Here is a 21,079-nt window from a genome sequence, read left to right on the forward strand (position 1 = left end):
CCTTTCAATTTCTAGAATGTTTCTCCGCACTTTTTGCATACTCTTACTTTAGCGCCATCTTCTAAGATTTTATTGCTAATTCTAGTAGCTTTTTTGCACTTTGTACAATATAACATTACCTTTGAGCTGTTTATAGCAGCTTCTCTTTCGATTATAGCACTTTCAGCTTGAGTTCTACCTGCTTTTTGGTGCTTCTTTACTATGTTAACTCCTTGAACTAGAACCTTTCCAGTTTTAGGGAATACTTTTAAAACTTCACCAGTTTTTCCTTTATCTTTTCCTGATATAACAACAACTGTGTCGTTCTTCTTTACGTGTATTTTCAAGTTAGCCACCTCCTTATTATAGAACTTCTGGTGCTAATGATAATATTTTATTGAATTCTTTATCTCTTAGCTCCCTAGCAACAGGTCCAAAGATACGTGTTCCTTTTGGTTGCTTATCATCTTTTATTATAACAGCAGCATTTTCATCGAATTTTACGTATGATCCGTCTGCTCTTCTTATTCCTTTTACTGATCTAACAATAACAGCTTTTACTACTTCGCCTTTTTTAACAACTCCGCCTGGTGTTGCACTTTTAACGCTAGCAACTATTATGTCTCCAATGTTACCGTACTTTCTCTTAGATCCGCCTAAAACTCTTATGCACATAATTTCCTTTGCACCTGAGTTATCAGCTACTTTTAATCTAGTTTGTTGTTGTATCATTGAAAATTACCCTCCTTTCAGTCTTTAAGCTATATTATTTAGCCTTTTCAACTATTTCAACAAGTCTCCATCTCTTGTCTTTTGATAAAGGTCTTGTTTCCATTATTAAAACTCTATCATTAACTTGTGCTTCATTTTTTTCATCATGAGCTTTGAACTTAGTAGTTCTGTTAACAGTCTTTCCGTATAGTGGATGTCTTACTTTAGTTTCAATAGCAACTACGATAGTTTTATCCATTTTATCAGAAACAACTCTTCCGATTTTCTTTTTTCTTAGTCCTCTTTCCATTAAGGCTTACCTCCTTCCAGATTACTGTTCAACAACCCTTAACTCTTCTTGTCTTAAGATGGTTTTTATTTGGGCTATAGACTTCTTTACTTCTCTTATTCTCATAGGATTTTCTAATTGTCCTGTAGCTAATTGGAATCTTAAGTTGAATAATTCAGCTTTAAGTTCTCCTAATTTAGCTTTTAAATCTTGAGGATTACTTGCTCTTAATTCTTTTAATTCTCTAGCCTTCATTATTCTTCACCACCCATTTCCTCAAAATCTCTTCTTGTAACGAACTTAGTCTTTACAGGAAGTTTGTGTGATGCAAGTCTCATAGCTTCTCTTGCAACTTCTTCATTAACTCCAGATAATTCAAATAATACTCTACCTGGTTTAACTACTGCTACCCAGTATTCTACTGCCCCTTTACCTTTACCCATTCTAGTTTCGGCAGGTGTTGCAGTAACTGGCTTATCTGGGAAAATCTTTATCCAAAGTTTTCCTCCTCTTTTGATATATCTATTTATAGCAATTCTGGCAGCTTCTATTTGGTTACTTGTGATCCATCCACAAGTATTAGCTTGAATACCGAAATCTCCGTATGCTAGGAAATTTCCTCTTGTTGCTTTACCTTTCATTCTACCACGTTGTACCTTACGATGCTTAACTCTTTTAGGCATTAACATGATTTATTCCTCCTTTCTTATGCGTTAGCTTCTTCCTTTTCAACTTTTTTAGTTGGAAGAATTTCTCCATTATAAACCCAAACCTTAACTCCGATTTTACCGTATGTTGTATCTGCTTCTGCAAATCCATAATCGATATCAGCTCTTAAAGTTTGTAGTGGAATTGTACCTTCATGATATTGCTCAGTTCTAGCTATTTCAGCTCCACCTAATCTTCCTGAACAAGCAGTTTTAACACCTTTAACTCCTTGCTTCATTCCTCTTTGGATAACTTGCTTCATAGCTCTTCTGAATGATATTCTCTTTTCTAATTGTGCTGCTATATTTTCAGCCATTAATTGAGCGTCTGACTCAACATTTTTAACTTCTACTATGTTTATAAGAACGTTCTTTCCTGAAACAAATGAAGTTAATTTATTTTTTAAAGCTTCTATTCCTGCTCCACCTTTTCCGATGACAACACCAGGTTTAGCAGTATATATATTTAACTTAACTCTTTTAGCTGCTCTTTCGATTTCGATTTTTGAAATACCAGCTGAGAAAAGTTCCTTTTTAACGAATTGTCTTATTTTGTTATCTTCTACAAGATTGTCAGCAAAATCTTTTTTGTTAGCGTACCATTTTGCGTCCCATCCTTTGATAACTCCTACTCTAAGTCCATGAGGATTTACTTTTTGACCCACTTCGAATTCCCTCCTTCTTCTATCTTTCTTTAACAACTACTGTTATATGACTTGTTCTCTTGTTAATTCTGAATGCCTTACCGTGATCCATTGGTCTGAATCTCTTTAATGTTGGACCGTGGCCTACATATGCATCTGAAACGTATAATCTATCGGCATCTAATCCGTGATTATTTTCTGCATTAGCAACAGCTGAATGTAACACTTTCTTTATTGCTACTGCTGCTTCTCTTGGAGTATATTCTAAGATAGCTGATGCTTCTCTTACATTCTTTCCTCTTATTAAATCAAGAACAGCTCCTACCTTTATTGGAGACATTCTTACATATTTAGCTATAGCTCTAGCTTCCATTTATGATCCTCCTTTCCAGGCTCTACTACTTTCTTTTTGATGACTTGTCGTCATGTCCTCTAAATGTTCTAGTTAGTGAAAATTCACCTAATTTGTGTCCTACCATATCTTCTGATACATATACAGGGATATGTTTTCTACCATCATGAACAGCTATTGTGTGTCCTATCATTTGAGGGAAAATTGTTGAACTTCTTGACCAAGTTTTTACAACTTTCTTTTCACCACTAGCATTCATTTCTTCTATTTTCTTTAATAGTCCCTTGTGGACGAAAGGTCCTTTTTTGATTGATCTACTCACTATAATTGCCTCCCTTCACATATTTAGGCTGTAGCCTTGAAGAGAATTAACATTCTCTTCAGACTATTTCTTATTTCTACCCTTGATAATGAATTTATCTGAGTATTTCTTATTCTTTCTAGTCTTGTATCCAAGTGCTGGTTTACCCCATGGAGTCATTGGACTTGGTCTACCTACTGGTGACTTACCTTCACCACCACCGTGAGGGTGATCGCAAGGGTTCATTACTGATCCTCTAACTGTTGGTCTGATACCCATGTGTCTCTTTCTACCAGCTTTACCGATCTTAACGATATCGTTAGTTGAATTTGATACTGAACCAACTGTAGCTCTACATTCGATTCTAACATATCTCATTTCACCTGATGGTAATCTTAAAGTAGCGTATTTACCTTCTTTAGCCATTAATTGTGCTGATCCACCAGCAGCTCTTACTAATTGAGCTCCTTTTCCTGCTTGTAATTCAACGTTGTGGATGAATGTACCAACTGGGATGTTAGCTAATGGTAAAGTGTTACCTGGCTTGATATCTGCTTCTGGTCCTGATACTACAACATCGCCAACTTTTAATCCTGCTGGAGCGATTATGTATCTCTTTTCTCCGTCTGCGTATACAACTAATGCAATGTATGCTGATCTATTTGGATCGTATTCTACAGTTGCAACCTTTGCTGGGATACCGTCCTTATTTCTCTTGAAATCAATTATTCTATATTTTCTCTTAGCGCCACCACCGTGGTGTCTTACAGTTATTTTACCTTGTGCATTTCTACCACCAGTTTTCTTTAAAGAAACTAAAAGTGACTTTTCAGGTGCATTTGTAGTTATTTCTTCAAATGTTGGCATAGTCATGTTTCTTCTTGATGGTGTTGTAGGTCTAAATGTTTTAACTGCCATTTAATTTCCCTCCTTCTTTCAGCTTATCTGGTGTTATAAACACCAATAAATCACCTTATTGACGTCTATTGCATTCCTTCAAAGAATTCAATAGTGCTGCCTTCAGCTAATGTAACGATCGCTTTCTTGTAGTCAGCTCTCTTTCCTACATGTACGCCCATTCTCTTAGTTTTTCCCATAGTTCTGCTAGTCTTTACATCTGCAACTTTTACGTTGAAAACTTCTTCAACTGCTCTCTTTATTTGAGATTTGTTAGCACTTATGTGAACTATGAAAGTGTACTTATTTTCTGCCATTGCTGCCATACTCTTTTCAGTAATAACAGGCTTTCTTATTATATCATGGCTTGTTAAATTCATTATGCGTACACCTCCTCAATCTTTGATACAGCATCTTTAGTCATAACTACTTTTTCAAACTTAAGTAAGTCATATACATTGATGTTGTTTGCAGGGATAACTGCTACACCTTCAATGTTTCTAGCTGACTTGTAAACAACTTCGTTTGACTCAGCTGTTACGATTAAAGTCTTCTTAGCTTCCATTGCGTTTAGCATGTTAACTACATTCTTAGTTTTGATTGAATCGAATGCTAAATCTTCAACAACAAGCATTTGTCCTTCTTGAACTTTGCTTGATAATGCTGACATCATAGCAACTCTCTTCATGCTCTTTGGTATAGCCATTCTGTAATCTCTTGGCTTTGGTGCGAATACAATACCACCTTTGATCCATTGTGGAGCTCTGATTGAACCTTGTCTTGCTCTACCAGTTCCTTTTTGTCTCCAAGGCTTGATTCCGCCTCCTCTAACTTCAGCTCTTGTTTTAGCTGATTGAGTTCCTTGTCTCTTGTTAGCTAATAATGCAACAACTACTTGGTGCATAGCGTTTGCGTTTATTTCAGTTCCGAATATATTTTCGTTTAATTGGAAATCTCCAACTTTTTTACCTTCTTTATTGAATAATCCTACTGTAGGCATCCTGCTTCCTCCTTTCCTTAAGAAATTAAGCCTTAACTGTATTTCTTATTACTACTTTGCTCTTGTTTGGACCTGGAATTCCACCCTTAATTAATATTAAGTTCTTTTCTGCTATAACTTTAACTACTTCTAAGTTTAATACTGTAGTGTTAGCAGCTCCCATGTGTCCTGGCATTTTTTTGTTTTTGAATGTTCTTGATGGGTCTGAAGCAGCTCCCATTGAACCTGGTGCTCTCTTGAACTTAGAACCGTGTGTCATAGGACCTCTTTGTTGGTTCCATCTCTTGATAACACCTTGGAATCCCTTACCTTTAGAAACTCCTGATACGTCTACCTTATCTCCTACTGCAAATACGTCAGCCTTTATTTCTTGGCCTACTTCGTATGCGCTAGTATCTTCTAATCTAAATTCTTTAAGAGTTCTTCTTAATGAAACTCCTGCTTTTGCGAAGTGTCCCTTTGCTGGCTTGTTAAGTAACTTTTCTCTTACTTCTCCAAAACCAACTTGTATTGCATCATAACCATCTTTTTCGATAGTTTTCTTTTGAGTTACAACACATGGACCTGCTTCTACAACTGTTACTGGAATTACTTTACCATTTTCATCGAAAATTTGAGTCATTCCTATTTTCTTACCAATTATAGCTTTTTTCATGTATTTACACCTCCCAAACTTATTAGCGGATTGCTAAGCAATCATAATAGTTCAATGTCTTTATTATAATTTTGCTATTATAGCTTTATTTCGATATCTACACCTGCTGGTAGATTTAATCTCATTAATGCATCAACAGTCTTAGGTGATGGATTAACGATATCTATAAGTCTCTTGTGAGTTCTTATTTCGAACTGTTCTCTTGAGTCCTTATATTTGTGAACTGCTCTTAATATAGTAACAACATCTTTTTCTGTTGGTAGAGGTACTGGCCCTACAACCTTAGCTCCTGTTGTCTTTGCAGTTTCAACGATTTTTTCTGCTGATTGATCTAATATAGTGTGATCAAAAGCCTTTAATCTGATTCTTATTTTTTGTTTTGACATCTTGGTTTCCCTCCTTTTCATGTACGCTTTACTTCTAACGTACAACAGCGGTTCTTCTATAAACTGTTCCTGGTGTTTCATAATAACTAGAAAAGCATAGAATCCCTGTCGTCGGATTCTAGATCCTGACTTACTCATCAAGAATTCCCCGGAAGTCCGGCAACCTCTTGACTCATCGCCGCATGCTATACAACTTCTATATTATACTATCTATTTAGTAAATTATCAAGTAATAATTTTTAATTTTTTTTAATTAAATTCATATATTTTTCTGTTAGAATTAACTCGCTTTTTATATTTTAATAGTATTTTTTTAATTTATCAAGCATTTTTTTCTGTAAATATTTATAATGCCTGTGTAAACTTTTACCTCATTTTATAGTATTACATTATTTGTAATTTTCTATACAAAAAATAGCAGAGGACGTCTCCCCTGCTATTTTATATTAAAAGTAATTATTATCTTTTATAATTAAAGCTATTTACTATTTCAATAGAAATTATTCTATTATGCTAGTAACAACTCCTGAACCTACAGTTCTTCCACCTTCTCTGATAGCGAATCTTAATCCTTCATCCATTGCTACTGGAGTGATTAATTCAACGTTCATGTCGATGTGGTCTCCTGGCATTACCATTTCCATTCCTTCTGGTAATTTGATTGATCCTGTAACGTCAGTTGTTCTGAAGTAGAATTGTGGTCTGTATCCATCGAAGAATGGAGTATGTCTTCCACCTTCTTCTTTCTTAAGTACGTATACTTGACCTACGAACTTCTTGTGTGGGTTAACTGTACCTGGTTTAGCAAGTACTTGACCTCTTTCGATTTCTGTTCTTTGGATACCTCTTAAAAGTACTCCAACGTTATCTCCAGCTTGCGCTTCGTCTAATAACTTTCTGAACATTTCGATTCCTGTTACTACAGTCTTCTTGATTTCTTCTTTGATTCCTACGATTTCAACTTCTGCTCCAACAGTTAAGATACCTCTTTCAACTCTTCCTGTTGCAACTGTTCCTCTACCAGTGATTGTGAATACATCTTCGATTGGCATTAAGAATGGCTTATCTGTTGCTCTTTCTGGAGTTGGGATATAGCTATCTACTGCTGCCATTAATTCATCGATGCAAGCTGTTGCTTCTGGATCAGTTGGGTTTTCTAAAGCTCTTAAAGCTGATCCTGTTATTACTGGAATATCATCTCCTGGGAAGTTGTATTCGCTTAATAATTCTCTGATTTCCATTTCTACTAATTCTAATAATTCTTCGTCATCAACCATATCTGCTTTGTTTAAGAATACTACGATGTGATCAACTCCAACTCTTGAAGCTAGTAGGATGTGTTCTCTTGTTTGAGGCATTGGACCATCTGCTGCTGAACAAACTAAGATAGCTCCGTCCATTTGAGCAGCTCCTGTGATCATGTTCTTAACGTAGTCAGCGTGTCCTGGACAGTCAACGTGAGCGTAGTGTCTGTTGTCTGTTTCGTATTCAACGTGAGCTGTGTTGATTGTGATTCCTCTTTCTTTTTCTTCTGGAGCCTTATCGATTTCGTCATATTTGAATGATTCAGCGAATCCCTTGTTAGCTAATACTGTTGTAATAGCTGCTGTTAATGTAGTTTTACCGTGGTCTACGTGACCTATTGTTCCAATGTTAACGTGTGGTTTACTTCTTTCGAATTTTGCTTTTGACATTGTTATTCCTCCTTCATTGCCAAATAATAATGAATTTTCATTATTATAATAACCGTTTAATCAATATTATATATTTGATATGAAAAGTTTCCAAATAAATTTAGAAATCTTTACACCTTATTTATTGAGAGAAGTTACTTAATTTAAGTAACTCTCTCTAATTATTTTAAGAACTACTTAGCTTTTTTACCAGCTATTTCTTCTTGAATGTTCTTTGGTACTTCTTCGTAGTGGTCAAATACCATTACGTAAGTTCCTCTACCTTGAGTTTTTGATCTTAATGCAGTTGCATATCCGAACATTTCTGATAGTGGAACGTATGCTCTGATAACTTGACGACCATTTCTTTGTTCCATACCTTCCATTCTACCTCTTCTTGAGTTGATGTCACCAATAACATCTCCCATGTACTCTTCTGGTACAATTACTTCAACCTTCATTGTAGGTTCTAGTAATGTAGGATCTGCTTTCTTCATAGCATTCTTGAATGCCATTGATCCAGCGATCTTGAAGGCCATTTCTGATGAATCGACATCATGGTATGAACCATCGAAACATTTAACTTTGAAGTTTATAGTTGGGAATCCAGCAATAACACCGCTTTCAGCAGCTTCTTGGATACCATTATCTACTGCTGGAATGTATTCTCTTGGAATTGCTCCCCCAACAATAGCATTTTCGAATTCATATTCTCCTTCTGTTGGCATCATTTCGATCCAGCAGTGTCCGTATTGTCCTCTACCACCTGATTGTCTTACGAACTTACCTTCAGCCTTAACAGCTTTTCTGATAGTTTCTTTGTAAGCAACTTGTGGAGCACCTACGTTACATTCAACTTTGAATTCTCTTTGTAATCTATCAACGATGATATCTAAGTGTAATTCACCCATACCAGCGATGATTGTTTGACCAGTTTCTTGATCAGTCCAAGTCTTGAATGTTGGATCTTCTTCAGCTAACTTAGCTAAAGCGATACCCATCTTTTCTTGACCAGCCTTAGTCTTTGGTTCGATAGCGATTGAGATAACTGGTTCTGGGAATTCCATACTTTCAAGGATGATTGGATTTGCTTCATCACATAAAGTATCTCCTGTAGTTGTATTCTTTAATCCAACTATAGCACCTAAGTCTCCAGCTCTTAATTCGCTGATTTCTTCTCTTGAGTTAGCGTGCATCTTAACTAATCTACCGATTCTTTCTTTCTTACCCTTAGTTGAGTTAAGAACGTAAGTACCACTTTCCATTATACCTGAGTAAACTCTTGTAAATGCAAGTCTTCCTACGAATGGGTCAGTAGCTATCTTGAATGCTAATGCTGACATTGGAGCATCATCGCTAGCCTCTCTTTCTAATTCTACGTCTGGGTCATCAACTGATATACCTTTAACAGCTGGTATATCTATTGGTGATGGTAAGTAATCAACAACTAAGTCGATCATTTCTTGAACACCTTTGTTCTTGTATGATGAACCACAGATTACAGGAACTATTTCATTGTTGATAGTAGCTTTTCTTAAAGCTGCTTTTAACTCTTCTTTAGTTAATTCTTCACCATCTAAGTATTTCATCATTAACTCTTCATCAGTTTCAGCTATTGCTTCTATCATTAAGTTTCTGTATTCTTCTGCTTTATCTTGTAATTCAGCTGGGATTGCTCCTCTTTCGATGTCTTTTCCTAAGTCATCTTTGTGTATAAGTGCTACATTTTCGATAAGGTCTATCATACCTGCGAAAGTATCTTCAGCACCTATTGGTATTTGTATAGCTACAGCGTTAGCTTTTAATCTTTCTCTTACTGAGTTTATACATGCGTAGAAGTCAGCACCAGTAGCGTCCATCTTGTTTACATAGATAGCTCTTGGTACTCCATAGTTATCAGCTTGTGTCCAAACTGTTTCTGTTTGTGGTTCAACCCCACTCTTAGCATCTAGTACAGTGATAGCACTATCTAGACATCTTAATGATCTTTCAACCTCAACAGTAAAATCTACGTGTCCTGGAGTATCGATTATGTTTATAGCATAACCTTTCCATTGACAGAATGTAGCAGCAGAAGTGATTGTTATACCTCTTTCTTGCTCTTGTGCCATCCAGTCCATTTGTGAAGCACCATCATGTGTTTCTCCAATTTTATGAGTTCTACCAGTGTAGAATAATATACGCTCAGTAGTTGTTGTTTTACCAGCATCTATATGAGCCATGATTCCTATATTACGAAATTTATCTAAAGGAAACTCTCTTGTCACAATAATTCCTCCTCTCAACGAGTAATTTTAAATTCAACAAAACTGTTTTGGCTGAAGCCAAAACAGTCCTGAAATTAGTATCTGTAGTGAGCGAATGCTTTGTTAGCTTCAGCCATCTTATGAGTATCTTCTCTCTTCTTAACGGCTGCTCCTGTATTATTAGCAGCGTCTAATAATTCACCTGCTAATCTCTCATACATTAACTTTTCTCCTCTTTTTCTAGCAGCATCTAGCATCCATCTGATACCTAAAGTCTGTCTTCTTTCTGCTCTAACTTCTATTGGAACTTGGTAAGTCGCCCCACCTATTCTTCTTGCCTTAACTTCTAGTAATGGCATTATATTGTTCATAGCTTCTTCGAATACTTCTAAAGCATCTCTGCCAGTCTTCTCTGCTATTGTTTCAAATGCTTGGTAGCATATTTTTTGTGCTACTCCTTTTTTACCGTCTAACATGATTCCGTTTATTAACTTAGTAACAACCTTTGAGTTGTAAACTGGATCAGCTAAAACGTCTCTTTTTGCTATATGTCCTTTTCTTGGCACTTTTCTTCCCTCCTTAACAATTTAAATTTAAGTTCATCGGTACTCGATATTTAAAATATCGCAAAGTGCTTCTCTTTTACATCTATATAAACTTAAGTTATAAATCTATGTAAATGCCGAAGATAAGCACTACATTAGTTTAAGATTCCTATTTCTTAGGTCTCTTAGCACCGTACTTTGATCTTCCTTGCATTCTGTTAGCTACTCCAGCACAGTCTAGTGCTCCTCTTACGATATGGTATCTAACCCCAGGAAGGTCCTTAACTCTTCCACCTCTTATAAGAACAACACTATGTTCTTGTAAGTTGTGTCCTACACCACCAATGTATGCAGTTACTTCATATCCATTTGTAAGTCTTACTCTGGCAACCTTTCTTAGGGCTGAGTTAGGCTTCTTAGGAGTTGATGTTTTAACTACTGTACAAACTCCTCTTTTTTGTGGACAGTTTTTTAGAGCTGGTGCAGTTGATTGGTTAACAGCAGCTTTTCTTCCTTTTCTTACTAATTGGCTTATAGTTGGCATTTCTTCACCTCCTGAATTTTCATTTATCTATATAAAATATTAGATAAAACAACTTATGTTGCCTACATTACTATAAAAAGCTTCATGAGGCAAAGTTTAACTTTTGCCTCAGTGAAGCAATGTAGACATTGTTTTATGTGTGTTTAATTAACACACAACACGTATTTTATCATTTAAAAATACTCATGTCAATAAATTTAATTTTTATTCAACATTTACAATAACATCTTCTTCTAAGATATTATCTTCGATATCTAATCTTTCAGATTTATATCTATTCATTCCAGTACCAGCTGGAATGAATTTACCTATTATTACATTTTCTTTTAATCCTACAAGTGGATCTATTTTTCCTTTGATTGCTGCTTCAGTAAGAACTCTTGTTGTTTCTTGGAATGATGCTGCTGATAAGAAACTATCAGTAGCAAGAGCTGCCTTAGTGATTCCAAGTAAAACTTGATCACCTTGTGCTTCTTCTCCGCCAAATTCTCTTACTTTTGCATTTGCTTCTTCAAAGTCAAATATATCTATAGTAGTACCTGGTAGAAGATCTGTATCCCCTGACTCAGTAACTTTTATCTTTCTAGTCATTTGTCTAACAACTACTTCTAAGTGCTTATCGTTGATATCAACACCTTGTAATCTATAAACTTTTTGAACTTCTGATAAAAGATATTTTCTAGCTCCATCAACGCCTTTAATAGCCATGATGTCGTGAGGGTTTACTGAACCTTCTGTAATTTCGTCTCCAGCTTCGATGTAATCATCATTTGAAACTTTAACTCTTGATCCAAATGGTATGTCATAGCTTACTTCTTCACCGTCATCACCCATTACGTGAACAGTTCTCTTCTTCTTAGTTTCTTCAACTCTTACAGTACCGTTGATTTCACTTACTATTGCAAGACCCTTTGGTTTTCTAGCTTCGAATAATTCCTCAACTCTTGGAAGACCTTGAGTGATATCTCCAGCTGATGCAACCCCACCTGTATGGAAGGTTCTCATTGTAAGCTGTGTACCTGGTTCTCCGATTGATTGAGCAGCTATTATACCAACGGCTTCTCCAATATTTATTTTTTGAGCAGTTGCCATGTTCATACCGTAACACTTAGCGCAAACACCAATTTTACATGAACATGTAAATACTGATCTAATCTTAACTTTCTTAACACCAGCATCTGAAACTTTTTCAGCTAGTTCAGGATCCATATAAGTATCATTTGGTACTAAAATTTCCCCTGTTTCTGGATGAATAACATCTTCAGCTGTGTATCTACCAGTTAATCTTTCTTTTAATTCTTCTACTATTTCGTTTCCTTCTTTTATTTCAGAAACTACTATACCTTCATGAGTACCACAATCTTCTTCTCTAACGATAACGTCTTGTGATACGTCAACAAGTCTTCTTGTTAAGTATCCTGAATCGGCTGTCTTAAGAGCTGTATCTGCATTACCTTTTCTAGCTCCGTGAGTTGATATGAAGTACTCTAGGACATCAAGACCTTCTCTGAATGATGCTCTGATTGGTAATTCAAGGATTTTACCTGATGGACTTGCCATAAGTCCTCTCATACCTGCTAATTGTTTGATCTGTGACTTAGAACCTCTGGCTCCTGAGTCAGCCATCATGAATATTGGATTCCATTTATCCAAGCTATCCATTAGCGCATCGGCAACATCTTCTGTTGTCTTAGTCCATTTTTCTATAACTCTTTCATATCTTTCATCTTCTGATATGAAACCTCTCTTATACATCTTTTCTATCTTTTCTACTGTTTCATCAGCATCTTTTAATAGATCGTATTTAGCTTGAGGTACTATCATATCTGATGCAGCAACTGTAACCGCTCCGATTGATGAATAGTGATATCCTAATGCTTTTATTCTATCTAGCATTATTGAAGTTTTTGTTGAACCATGCTTCATGTAACACTTATCAATTATCTTTCCTAATGACTTTTTAGTTATTAAGAAGTCAACTTCTAAGTTAAACATTTCTTCTGGGTTTGTTCTATCTACAAATCCTAAATCTTGAGGAATTGATTCATTGAATATTAATTTACCTACAGTAGTCTTAATAATTCCTGATTTCATTTCTCCATCGATTTCTTTGAACATTTTTACATTTATATCAGCATGGATATCTATTGCTTTAACTTGATAAGCCATTATTGCTTCATCTTTTGATGAGAAGTACTTTCCACTTCCTAGTGCTCCGTCCTTTTCCATTGTCATGTAGTAAGAACCAAGAACCATATCTTGTGTAGGTACACAAACTGGCTTACCATCTGATGGTTTCATTATGTTTCCTGCTGCAAGCATTAAGAATCTAGCTTCTGCTTGAGCTTCAACTGATAGTGGTACGTGAATCGCCATTTGGTCACCATCGAAGTCAGCGTTATATGCTGTACATACTAATGGGTGAAGTTTAATAGCTCTTCCTTCAACTAGTACAGGTTGGAAAGCTTGAATTCCAAGTCTGTGTAGAGTCGGAGCACGGTTAAGTAATACTGGATGGTCTGCAATAACTTCTTCTAATACATCCCAAACTTGTGGCATTACTCTTTCTACCATTCTCTTAGCACTCTTTATGTTGTGTGCTATTCCATCTTCAACTAGTTTCTTCATTACGAAAGGCTTGAATAATTCAATTGCCATTTCTTTTGGAAGACCACATTGGTACATTTGTAATTCTGGTCCAACAACGATAACTGATCTACCAGAATAGTCAACTCTCTTACCAAGTAAGTTTTGTCTAAATCTACCTTGCTTACCTTTAAGCATATCTGAAAGAGATTTTAAAGGTCTGTTTCCAGGTCCTGTAACAGCTCTTCCTCTTCTACCGTTATCTATTAAAGCATCAACAGCTTCTTGAAGCATTCTCTTTTCGTTTCTAACGATTATGTCAGGTGCTCCTAAATCTAATAACTTCTTTAATCTGTTATTTCTGTTGATAACTCTTCTGTATAGGTCATTTAAGTCTGATGTTGCAAATCTTCCACCATCTAATTGAACCATTGGTCTGATGTCTGGTGGGATTACAGGTAATACATTTACAATCATCCATCTTGGATCATTTCCTGAAGCTCTGAATGATTCTACAACTTCTAATCTTCTGATTATTCTTACTTTCTTTTGACCTGTACTTTGTTTTAATTCTTCTTTTAGTTCTTTTGAACTAGCTTCTAAGTCTATTTCACCTAAAAGTTGTTGTATAGCTTCAGCACCCATTCCAGCTACGAAGCTTTCTTCACCATATTTATCAACAGCTTCTCTATATTCTTTTTCGTTAAGAAGTTGTTTCTTTAATAATGGTGTTTCCTTTGGATCAACTACTACGTATGAAGCAAAGTAAAGAATCTTTTCTAATGATCTAGGTGACATATCAAGGATTAATCCCATTCTTGATGGAATTCCTTTGAAGTACCAAATGTGAGAAACTGGGGCAGCAAGTTCAATATGCCCCATTCTTTCTCTTCTTACTTTAGCTTTAGTAACTTCAACTCCACATCTGTCACAAACTATACCTTTATATCTAACTCTCTTATATTTACCACAGTGACATTCCCAGTCTTTCATAGGTCCGAATATTCTTTCACAGAATAAACCGTCTCTCTCTGGTTTTAAAGTTCTATAGTTAATTGTTTCTGGTTTTTTAACTTCTCCCCTTGACCATTCTCTGATTTGTTCAGGGGATGCTAAGCCTATTTGTATGGCATCAAAATTATTTAATTCAAACAAGGGTAATCCTCCCTTCAAAATTAGTGTTCATCGTTAAAATCATCAAGCTCTAAGTTATCTTGAAATTCTTCTAGTTGAAAACCGTCATAATCTTCTTCTTCAACTTCTATTTCTGAAGTATAATTGTCGTCACTTTCTACTGCTGGTTGTTCTTGAACAAACTCTTCTGTTCCTTCAATATTTACTTCTAAATCTGCTGAGTCATTTTCTTCAGTTAATTCTCTTAATTGAACTTCTTGGTTGTTATCATTAAGTACTCTTACGTCTAAGCATAGTGCTTGTAATTCCTTTATAAGAACCTTGAATGATTCTGGAACTCCTGGTTCAGGTATATTTTCACCCTTAACTATTGCTTCGTAAGTCTTAACTCTACCAACAACGTCATCTGACTTAACTGTTAAGATTTCTTGTAATGTATGAGCTGCACCGTATGCTTCTAGTGCCCAAACTTCCATCTCACCAAATCTTTGACCACCGAATTGTGCTTTACCTCCAAGTGGTTGTTGAGTAACTAATGAGTATGGACCAGTTGATCTTGCGTGAATCTTATCATCAACTAAGTGAGCAAGTTTTAGGATATACATTATACCAACTGTAACTTCATTATCGAAGGCTTCTCCAGTTCTACCATCATATAAAACAGTCTTTCCGTTTGCGTTGTATCCTGCATCTTGTAAGCATTGTTCTATATCTGATTCAGTAGCACCATCGAATACTGGTGTAGCAATGTGCCAGCCTAATGCGCTTGCTGCCCATCCTAAGTGAACTTCTAGTACCTGACCGATGTTCATACGTGATGGAACCCCTAGTGGATTTAAGCATATTTGAAGTGGTCTACCATCTGGTAAGAAAGGCATATCTTCTTCAGGAAGTACTCTTGAAATAACCCCTTTGTTACCGTGACGTCCGGCCATCTTATCTCCAACTGATATTTTTCTCTTTTGAGCTATATAACATCTTACAAGTTCGTTAACTCCTGGATTTAATTCATCACCATTTTCTCTAGTGAATACTTTGATATCAACTATGATACCAGCTTCTCCATGAGGAACTCTTAATGAAGTATCTCTTACTTCTCTTGCTTTTTCTCCGAAAATAGCTCTTAATAATCTTTCTTCTGCTGTTAATTCAGTTTCACCCTTAGGAGTAACTTTACCAACTAAGATGTCTCCTGATCTTACTTCAGCACCGATTCTGATTATTCCTCTTTCATCTATATCTTTTAAAGCATCTTCACTCACATTTGGAATATCCCTAGTTATTTCTTCAGGTCCAAGTTTAGTGTCTCTTGCTTCACATTCATATTTTTCTATATGGATTGATGTAAATACGTCTTCTCTTACTAATTCTTCTGAAATTAGCATCGCATCTTCGTAGTTATAACCTTCCCAAGTTATGAATCCCATTCTGATGTTCTTTCCTAATGCTATTTCTCCTAAATCAGTTGAAGGACCATCTGCAAGTACTTGGTTCTTAAATACCATTTCTCCAATTGAAACTAGAGGTCTTTGGTTTATACAAGTACCTTGGTTACTTCTCTTGAATTTAAGAAGTTTGTAAGTGTCTATTCCACCATCTACATCTCTCTTAACTTTTATTTCACTTGCACTAACGTAGCTTACTACTCCAGCATTTTTAGCTTTAGGTAGTACCCCTGAGTCAGCTGCTGCTCTAAATTCTATTCCTGTACCAACTATTGGAGCTTGTGGCTTTAATAGTGGAACTGCTTGACGTTGCATGTTAGATCCCATAAGTGCTCTAGATGCGTCATCATTTTCAAGGAAAGGAATCATAGCTGTAGCAACAGATACTATTTGTCTTGGTGAAATATCCATTAAATCTACTTCATTTGAAGGTACTACTATTACTTCTTCCATATATCTAACAGTAACCTTGTCATTTACGAAGTGTCCTGATTCGTCTAATGGTTCGTTAGCTTTAGCTACTAAATATTGATCTTCTTCATCTGCTGTGAAGTATCTTATTTCATCAGTCGCTCTTCTGTTTTCTTTATCTACAATTCTATATGGAGTTTCAATGAATCCATATTCATTAACTCTTGCATATGTAGCTAAAGAGTTTATAAGTCCTATGTTTGGTCCTTCTGGAGTTTCTATAGGACACATTCTACCATAATGTGAGTGGTGAACGTCTCTAACTTCGAAACCTGCTCTTTCTCTTGAAAGACCTCCTGGTCCTAAGGCAGATAATCTTCTCTTATGAGTTAATTCTGATAATGGATTTGTTTGATCCATGAATTGTGATAATTGTGAACTACCAAAGAATTCTTTAATAGCTGCAGCAACTGGTCTTATATTAATTAACATTTGTGGAGTGATTGCTTCTTGGTCTTGAATAGTCATTCTTTCTCTAACTACTCTTTCCATTCTTGATAAACCAATTCTGAATTGGTTTTGTAGTAATTCTCCAACAGATCTTAATCTTCTATTACCTAAGTGGTCTATATCATCAACATATCCGATTCCATAAGCTAATCCTAATTCATAACTTATAGTTGCAAATATATCATCTTTTATGATATGTTTTGGAATTAATCTTGTTATGTTTTTCTTTATTTCTTCTTTTATAGTTTCTTCATCACTATAATTTTCAAGAATTTCCATTAAAGTTGGGTAGTGAACTAATTCCTTAATGTTAAGATCGCTTATATCAAATGATACATGTTTAGCGATATCAACAAAGTGGTTACCAATTACTCTTATAACTTTGTCTTCAATTAATATATCTACAGAGTTTATTCCGGCATTTTGAATTTTTTCTGCCATATCTCTGCTGATTTTTTGACCTTGTTCTACCATTATTTCTCCAGTTGCAGGATTTACTATGTCAACTGCAGCAATTTGGTTTGCAAGTCTTAAGTTAATTGCTAACTTTTTGTTAAATTTGTATCTACCAACTCTTGATAAATCATATCTTTTTGCATCAAAGAATAAAGAATCAATTAATGAAACTGCACTATCAACTGTTGGTGGTTCGCCTGGTCTTAATCTCTTATAGATTTCAAGTAAAGCTTCCTCTTTAGTCTTAGTGTTGTCTTTTTCTATTGTAGCTTTGAATCTTTCTTCTTCGCCAAAATAGTTAATTAATTCTTGGTCGCTTCCAAATCCCATAGCTCTAGCTAATATTGAGATAGGAAGTTTTCTTGTTTTATCGATTCTTACTGAAATTATGTCATTAGAATCTGTTTCATACTCAAGCCAAGCACCTCTATTTGGTATAACAGTTGATGCGAATAGTTTTTTACCACTCTTATCTCTGCTTTGGCTGTAGTATACTCCTGGAGATCTTACTAATTGGCTTACGATAACTCTTTCAGCACCATTAATAATAAAAGTACCTTGTTCAGTCATTAATGGGAAATCTCCCATAAATACTTCTTGTTCTTTTATTTCTCCTGTTTCATTGTTTGTAAGTCTCACTGAGACCTTTAGTGGTGCAGCATAAGTAGAATCTCTCTCCTTGCACTCTTCCACCGTGTACTTGATATTATCCATATCAAGCTTGTAATCAACGAATTCAAGTACTAAATTCCCTGTAAAGTTTCCGATTGGATTGATGTCATCAAAGACTTCATGTAACCCCTCTCTTAAAAACCATTGATAGGAATCTAATTGTACTTCTATAAGATTTGGTATTTCTGTTACATCTTTAACCTTACCAAAACTCATTCTTGTTCTTTTTCCAGATTGGACAGGATGTACCATGAATTTTCACCCCTTGTATAAACTAAAATAACCAAAAGCGTAACTTCCCTAGGGACTTTAGCTTTCGGACAGCGTCATCTTTTTAGTATAACCAACTTTTATACGGTTATACTCATTTTTCCAACTAAATATACTTATCCATATTGAACAGTACATTAAATGATAGTAACACAAGAAATTTGTAATGTCAATATGTTTCTATTTACTATCTCATAATTTTTTTATTCTTTATTTATAAATAAAACTATATAAAGTATCCAATAAATTCAGGATAATTTATATAGTTTCAATTTTAAGATTAGAATATAAAAAGGTGCTAAAATTAGCACCTTTTATATCACTTTGAAATTAATTAAAGTTTAAATTACTTTAATTCTACTTCAGCTCCAACTTCAGCTAATTTAGCTTTCATGTCTTCAGCTTCTTCTTTAGCAACAGCTTCTTTGATTGTCTTAGGAGCTCCGTCAACTATTTCTTTAGCTTCCTTTAATCCTAATCCAGTTAATTCTCTTACAGCTTTGATAACTTTGATCTTGTTAGCTCCAGCGTTAGCTAAAACTACGTCAAATTCAGTCTTTTCTTCAGCTGCAGCTCCTCCAGCTACTGCTCCTGCTACTGCTACTGGTGCAGCAGCGCTTACTCCGAATTCTTCTTCGCAAGCAGTTACTAATTCATTTAATTCTAAAACGCTCATTTCTTTTATAGCTTGAATGATATCTTCTCTTGTCATTTTAATTGCACCTCCAAAATTTTAAAACACATTAACTATTTTTAGTTAATTATTCAGCTGATTCAGCTTCTTTCTTTTCTTTTATTGCATTTAATAAGTATGCAAGGTTTGATAATGGAGCCTTGATACTTCCAAGAAGTTTTGCAATAAGAACTTCTTTTGATGGAATTGAAGCGATCTTTGTGATCATTTCCTTGTCGTAGATTTGACCTTCAACTACACCTGCTTTTAATTCTAACTTTTTGTGATCCTTAGCGAAATCATTTAAGATTCTTGCTGGAGCTGTAGCATCTTCGTATCCGAATGCCATTGAAACAGGTCCTTCTAAGTATTCTTCTATACCTTCTAAACCTAATTCTCTAGCTGCTAAAGTAACTAAAGTATTTTTGTATACTTTGTACTCTACTCCTGCTTCTCTTAAGTTCTTTCTTAATGCTGTGTCTTCTTCAACAGTTAGACCTTGGTAGCTAGTTAAAACAACGCTTTGTGCTTTTTCTAACTTTTCCTTAATCTCAGCAACTCTTGCTTCCTTTAGTTGTCTATTCTTGTTCACTGTGTGTCCACCTCCTCACAGTATTAACTGCTTTTTCGTATTATAAAAGGTCTTCCCGTAGACAGAGGAAGACCTATAAAAATCATATATTTACAGAACCCCTCGGTAGGTAGTTATACGTTACGCGAAACCGCACCTACTGTCTACGGAACATTATTTCATTTTTTCAACGAAATTGATTATATCATCAATTTTCAGTTAAGTCAACAATTATTCTGTAACTTTTACTGGGTTAATTTTTGCTCCTGGTCCCATTGTGCTAGTTACTGTTACTGACTTAATGTATTGACCCTTAGCTGCTGCTGGTTTAGCTTTAACTAAAGCATCCATTAATGTTTTGAAGTTTTCGTGTAACTTTTCAGCTCCGAATGACTTCTTTCCGATTGGGCAGTGTACTATAGCAGTCTTATCTACTCTGTACTCAACCTTACCAGCTTTGATTTCAGCTATTGCTTTAGCAACATCAAATGTTACTGTTCCTGATTTAGGGTTTGGCATTAATCCCTTAGGTCCTAAAACTCTACCGATTCTACCAACTACACCCATCATGTCTGGAGTAGCTACAACTACATCGTAGTCAAACCAGTTTTCTGATTGGATCTTTTGAACTAATTCTTCAGCTCCAACGAAATCTGCTCCCGCTTCTTGAGCTTCTTTAGCTTTGTCACCTTTAGCGAATACTAAAACTCTAACATTTTTACCAGTTCCGTTTGGTAAAACAACTGCTCCTCTAACTTGTTGGTCAGCATGTCTTGGATCTACTCCAAGTCTTACATGTAATTCGATTGTTTCATCGAAATTAGCTTTTGCAGTTTTAACAGCAAGCTCTAACGCTTCTGCTGGATTATATAAAGCACTTTTATCTATTAATTTTGCACTTTCAACATATTTCTTTCCCATAATAAGCCTCCTTTGTGGTATTAGCGGTTTTTACCTCCCACTATTTTTGTGAATTACTCTTCAATAGTTACACCCATACTCTTAGCTGTACCTTCGATCATTCTCATAGCACTTTCGATGTTTGCAGCATTTAAGTCTGGCATTTTTGTTTCTGCGATCTTTCTTAATTGATCTTTAGTTAATTTTCCAACCTTTGTTCTGTTTGGAACTCCTGATCCGCTTTCTAGTCCTAATTCTTTCTTAATTAGTACTGCAGCTGGAGGTGTTTTTAATATAAAACTAAAAGATCTATCTTGGTAAACTGTGATTACTACTGGTATTATTAATCCAGCTTGATTAGCAGTCTTTGCATTAAACTCCTTACAGAATCCCATTATATTTACACCGTGTTGTCCTAAAGCTGGACCAACTGGTGGTGCTGGTGTTGCCTTTCCAGCAGCAAGTTGAAGTTTAATCATTCCAGTTACTTTCTTAGCCATTTTGTTATTCCTCCTATACTGT

At 35.4% G+C, this 21,079-nt stretch carries 23 protein-coding genes and 1 other annotated feature; all 23 genes read right to left on the bottom strand.

The window, feature by feature from the left end:
* Positions 1 to 11 precede the first annotated feature (11 nt).
* The 23 genes from rplX to rplK all read right to left on the bottom strand — a co-directional run bounded on the left by rplX (position 12) and on the right by rplK (position 21,057).
* Positions 12 to 326, bottom strand: a complete 315-nt coding sequence (gene rplX / locus ACZ5TJ_RS14095) for a 50S ribosomal protein L24 (RefSeq protein ID WP_039312832.1) — start codon at positions 324 to 326, stop codon at positions 12 to 14.
* 16 nt (positions 327 to 342) lie between these two features.
* Positions 343 to 711 (bottom strand): 50S ribosomal protein L14, encoded by a 369-nt coding sequence (gene rplN / locus ACZ5TJ_RS14100; RefSeq protein ID WP_039312829.1) that lies wholly within the window; start codon positions 709 to 711, stop codon positions 343 to 345.
* 34 nt (positions 712 to 745) lie between these two features.
* The gene (gene rpsQ, locus ACZ5TJ_RS14105; RefSeq protein WP_039312826.1) at positions 746 to 1,000 is read right to left on the bottom strand and encodes a 30S ribosomal protein S17; all 255 of its coding nucleotides are present in this window, start codon (positions 998 to 1,000) and stop codon (positions 746 to 748) included.
* A 21-nt stretch (positions 1,001 to 1,021) separates the two neighbouring features.
* Positions 1,022 to 1,234, bottom strand: coding sequence for a 50S ribosomal protein L29 (gene rpmC, locus ACZ5TJ_RS14110; RefSeq protein ID WP_039312823.1), 213 nt, complete (start codon positions 1,232 to 1,234; stop codon positions 1,022 to 1,024).
* The gene (rplP, locus tag ACZ5TJ_RS14115) at positions 1,234 to 1,668 is read right to left on the bottom strand and encodes a 50S ribosomal protein L16 (protein WP_039312820.1); all 435 of its coding nucleotides are present in this window, start codon (positions 1,666 to 1,668) and stop codon (positions 1,234 to 1,236) included. Before rplP ends, rpmC begins: the two co-directional genes overlap by 1 nt.
* A 17-nt stretch (positions 1,669 to 1,685) precedes the next feature.
* Positions 1,686 to 2,351, bottom strand: coding sequence for a 30S ribosomal protein S3 (gene rpsC / locus ACZ5TJ_RS14120; protein ID WP_039312818.1), 666 nt, complete (start codon positions 2,349 to 2,351; stop codon positions 1,686 to 1,688).
* Positions 2,352 to 2,370: 19 nt separating this feature from the next.
* The gene (gene rplV, locus ACZ5TJ_RS14125) at positions 2,371 to 2,703 is read right to left on the bottom strand and encodes a 50S ribosomal protein L22 (RefSeq protein WP_039312815.1); all 333 of its coding nucleotides are present in this window, start codon (positions 2,701 to 2,703) and stop codon (positions 2,371 to 2,373) included.
* A gap of 25 nt (positions 2,704 to 2,728) precedes the next feature.
* Positions 2,729 to 3,004, bottom strand: coding sequence for a 30S ribosomal protein S19 (gene rpsS / locus ACZ5TJ_RS14130; protein WP_039312811.1), 276 nt, complete (start codon positions 3,002 to 3,004; stop codon positions 2,729 to 2,731).
* 63 nt (positions 3,005 to 3,067) lie between these two features.
* Positions 3,068 to 3,901, bottom strand: coding sequence for a 50S ribosomal protein L2 (rplB, locus tag ACZ5TJ_RS14135; protein ID WP_464200482.1), 834 nt, complete (start codon positions 3,899 to 3,901; stop codon positions 3,068 to 3,070).
* 65 nt (positions 3,902 to 3,966) lie between these two features.
* Positions 3,967 to 4,260 (bottom strand): 50S ribosomal protein L23, encoded by a 294-nt coding sequence (rplW, locus tag ACZ5TJ_RS14140; protein WP_039312805.1) that lies wholly within the window; start codon positions 4,258 to 4,260, stop codon positions 3,967 to 3,969.
* Positions 4,260 to 4,880, bottom strand: a complete 621-nt coding sequence (rplD, locus tag ACZ5TJ_RS14145) for a 50S ribosomal protein L4 (RefSeq protein WP_039312803.1) — start codon at positions 4,878 to 4,880, stop codon at positions 4,260 to 4,262. The genes rplW and rplD overlap by 1 nt, the downstream gene beginning before the upstream one ends.
* 25 nt (positions 4,881 to 4,905) lie before the next feature.
* Positions 4,906 to 5,535, bottom strand: coding sequence for a 50S ribosomal protein L3 (gene rplC, locus ACZ5TJ_RS14150; protein WP_039312801.1), 630 nt, complete (start codon positions 5,533 to 5,535; stop codon positions 4,906 to 4,908).
* 77 nt (positions 5,536 to 5,612) lie between these two features.
* Positions 5,613 to 5,921 carry a 30S ribosomal protein S10 gene (gene rpsJ, locus ACZ5TJ_RS14155; RefSeq protein ID WP_008426564.1) on the bottom strand — a complete coding sequence of 103 codons (309 nt, stop codon included), beginning with the start codon at positions 5,919 to 5,921 and terminating at the stop codon, positions 5,613 to 5,615.
* Between the two features lie 500 nt (positions 5,922 to 6,421).
* A complete protein-coding gene (gene tuf, locus ACZ5TJ_RS14160) occupies positions 6,422 to 7,615 on the bottom strand; it encodes an elongation factor Tu (RefSeq protein ID WP_039312760.1) in 1,194 nt (397 codons plus the stop codon).
* A 173-nt stretch (positions 7,616 to 7,788) separates the two neighbouring features.
* Positions 7,789 to 9,861, bottom strand: coding sequence for an elongation factor G (gene fusA / locus ACZ5TJ_RS14165; RefSeq protein ID WP_464200483.1), 2,073 nt, complete (start codon positions 9,859 to 9,861; stop codon positions 7,789 to 7,791).
* A gap of 74 nt (positions 9,862 to 9,935) precedes the next feature.
* Complete coding sequence (gene rpsG, locus ACZ5TJ_RS14170; RefSeq protein ID WP_039312791.1) at positions 9,936 to 10,406, bottom strand: 30S ribosomal protein S7; 471 nt, start codon at positions 10,404 to 10,406, stop codon at positions 9,936 to 9,938.
* A gap of 148 nt (positions 10,407 to 10,554) precedes the next feature.
* Complete coding sequence (gene rpsL, locus ACZ5TJ_RS14175) at positions 10,555 to 10,929, bottom strand: 30S ribosomal protein S12 (RefSeq protein WP_024614758.1); 375 nt, start codon at positions 10,927 to 10,929, stop codon at positions 10,555 to 10,557.
* A 204-nt stretch (positions 10,930 to 11,133) separates the two neighbouring features.
* Positions 11,134 to 14,670, bottom strand: a complete 3,537-nt coding sequence (gene rpoC / locus ACZ5TJ_RS14180) for a DNA-directed RNA polymerase subunit beta' (protein ID WP_464200485.1) — start codon at positions 14,668 to 14,670, stop codon at positions 11,134 to 11,136.
* A gap of 20 nt (positions 14,671 to 14,690) precedes the next feature.
* Positions 14,691 to 18,395: a DNA-directed RNA polymerase subunit beta gene (rpoB, locus tag ACZ5TJ_RS14185; protein ID WP_464200486.1), complete on the bottom strand. Its 3,705-nt coding sequence runs from the start codon at positions 18,393 to 18,395 to the stop codon at positions 14,691 to 14,693.
* A gap of 364 nt (positions 18,396 to 18,759) precedes the next feature.
* Complete coding sequence (gene rplL / locus ACZ5TJ_RS14190; protein WP_039312781.1) at positions 18,760 to 19,125, bottom strand: 50S ribosomal protein L7/L12; 366 nt, start codon at positions 19,123 to 19,125, stop codon at positions 18,760 to 18,762.
* A gap of 49 nt (positions 19,126 to 19,174) precedes the next feature.
* Positions 19,175 to 19,678 (bottom strand): 50S ribosomal protein L10, encoded by a 504-nt coding sequence (gene rplJ / locus ACZ5TJ_RS14195; RefSeq protein ID WP_039312778.1) that lies wholly within the window; start codon positions 19,676 to 19,678, stop codon positions 19,175 to 19,177.
* Between the two features lie 33 nt (positions 19,679 to 19,711).
* Positions 19,712 to 19,845, bottom strand: a sequence feature (ribosomal protein L10 leader region).
* 43 nt (positions 19,846 to 19,888) lie between these two features.
* Complete coding sequence (gene rplA, locus ACZ5TJ_RS14200; protein ID WP_039312775.1) at positions 19,889 to 20,578, bottom strand: 50S ribosomal protein L1; 690 nt, start codon at positions 20,576 to 20,578, stop codon at positions 19,889 to 19,891.
* Positions 20,579 to 20,631: 53 nt separating this feature from the next.
* The gene (gene rplK / locus ACZ5TJ_RS14205) at positions 20,632 to 21,057 is read right to left on the bottom strand and encodes a 50S ribosomal protein L11 (RefSeq protein ID WP_039312772.1); all 426 of its coding nucleotides are present in this window, start codon (positions 21,055 to 21,057) and stop codon (positions 20,632 to 20,634) included.
* Positions 21,058 to 21,079 lie beyond the last annotated feature (22 nt).

The organism is Clostridium budayi, from assembly GCF_055396605.1.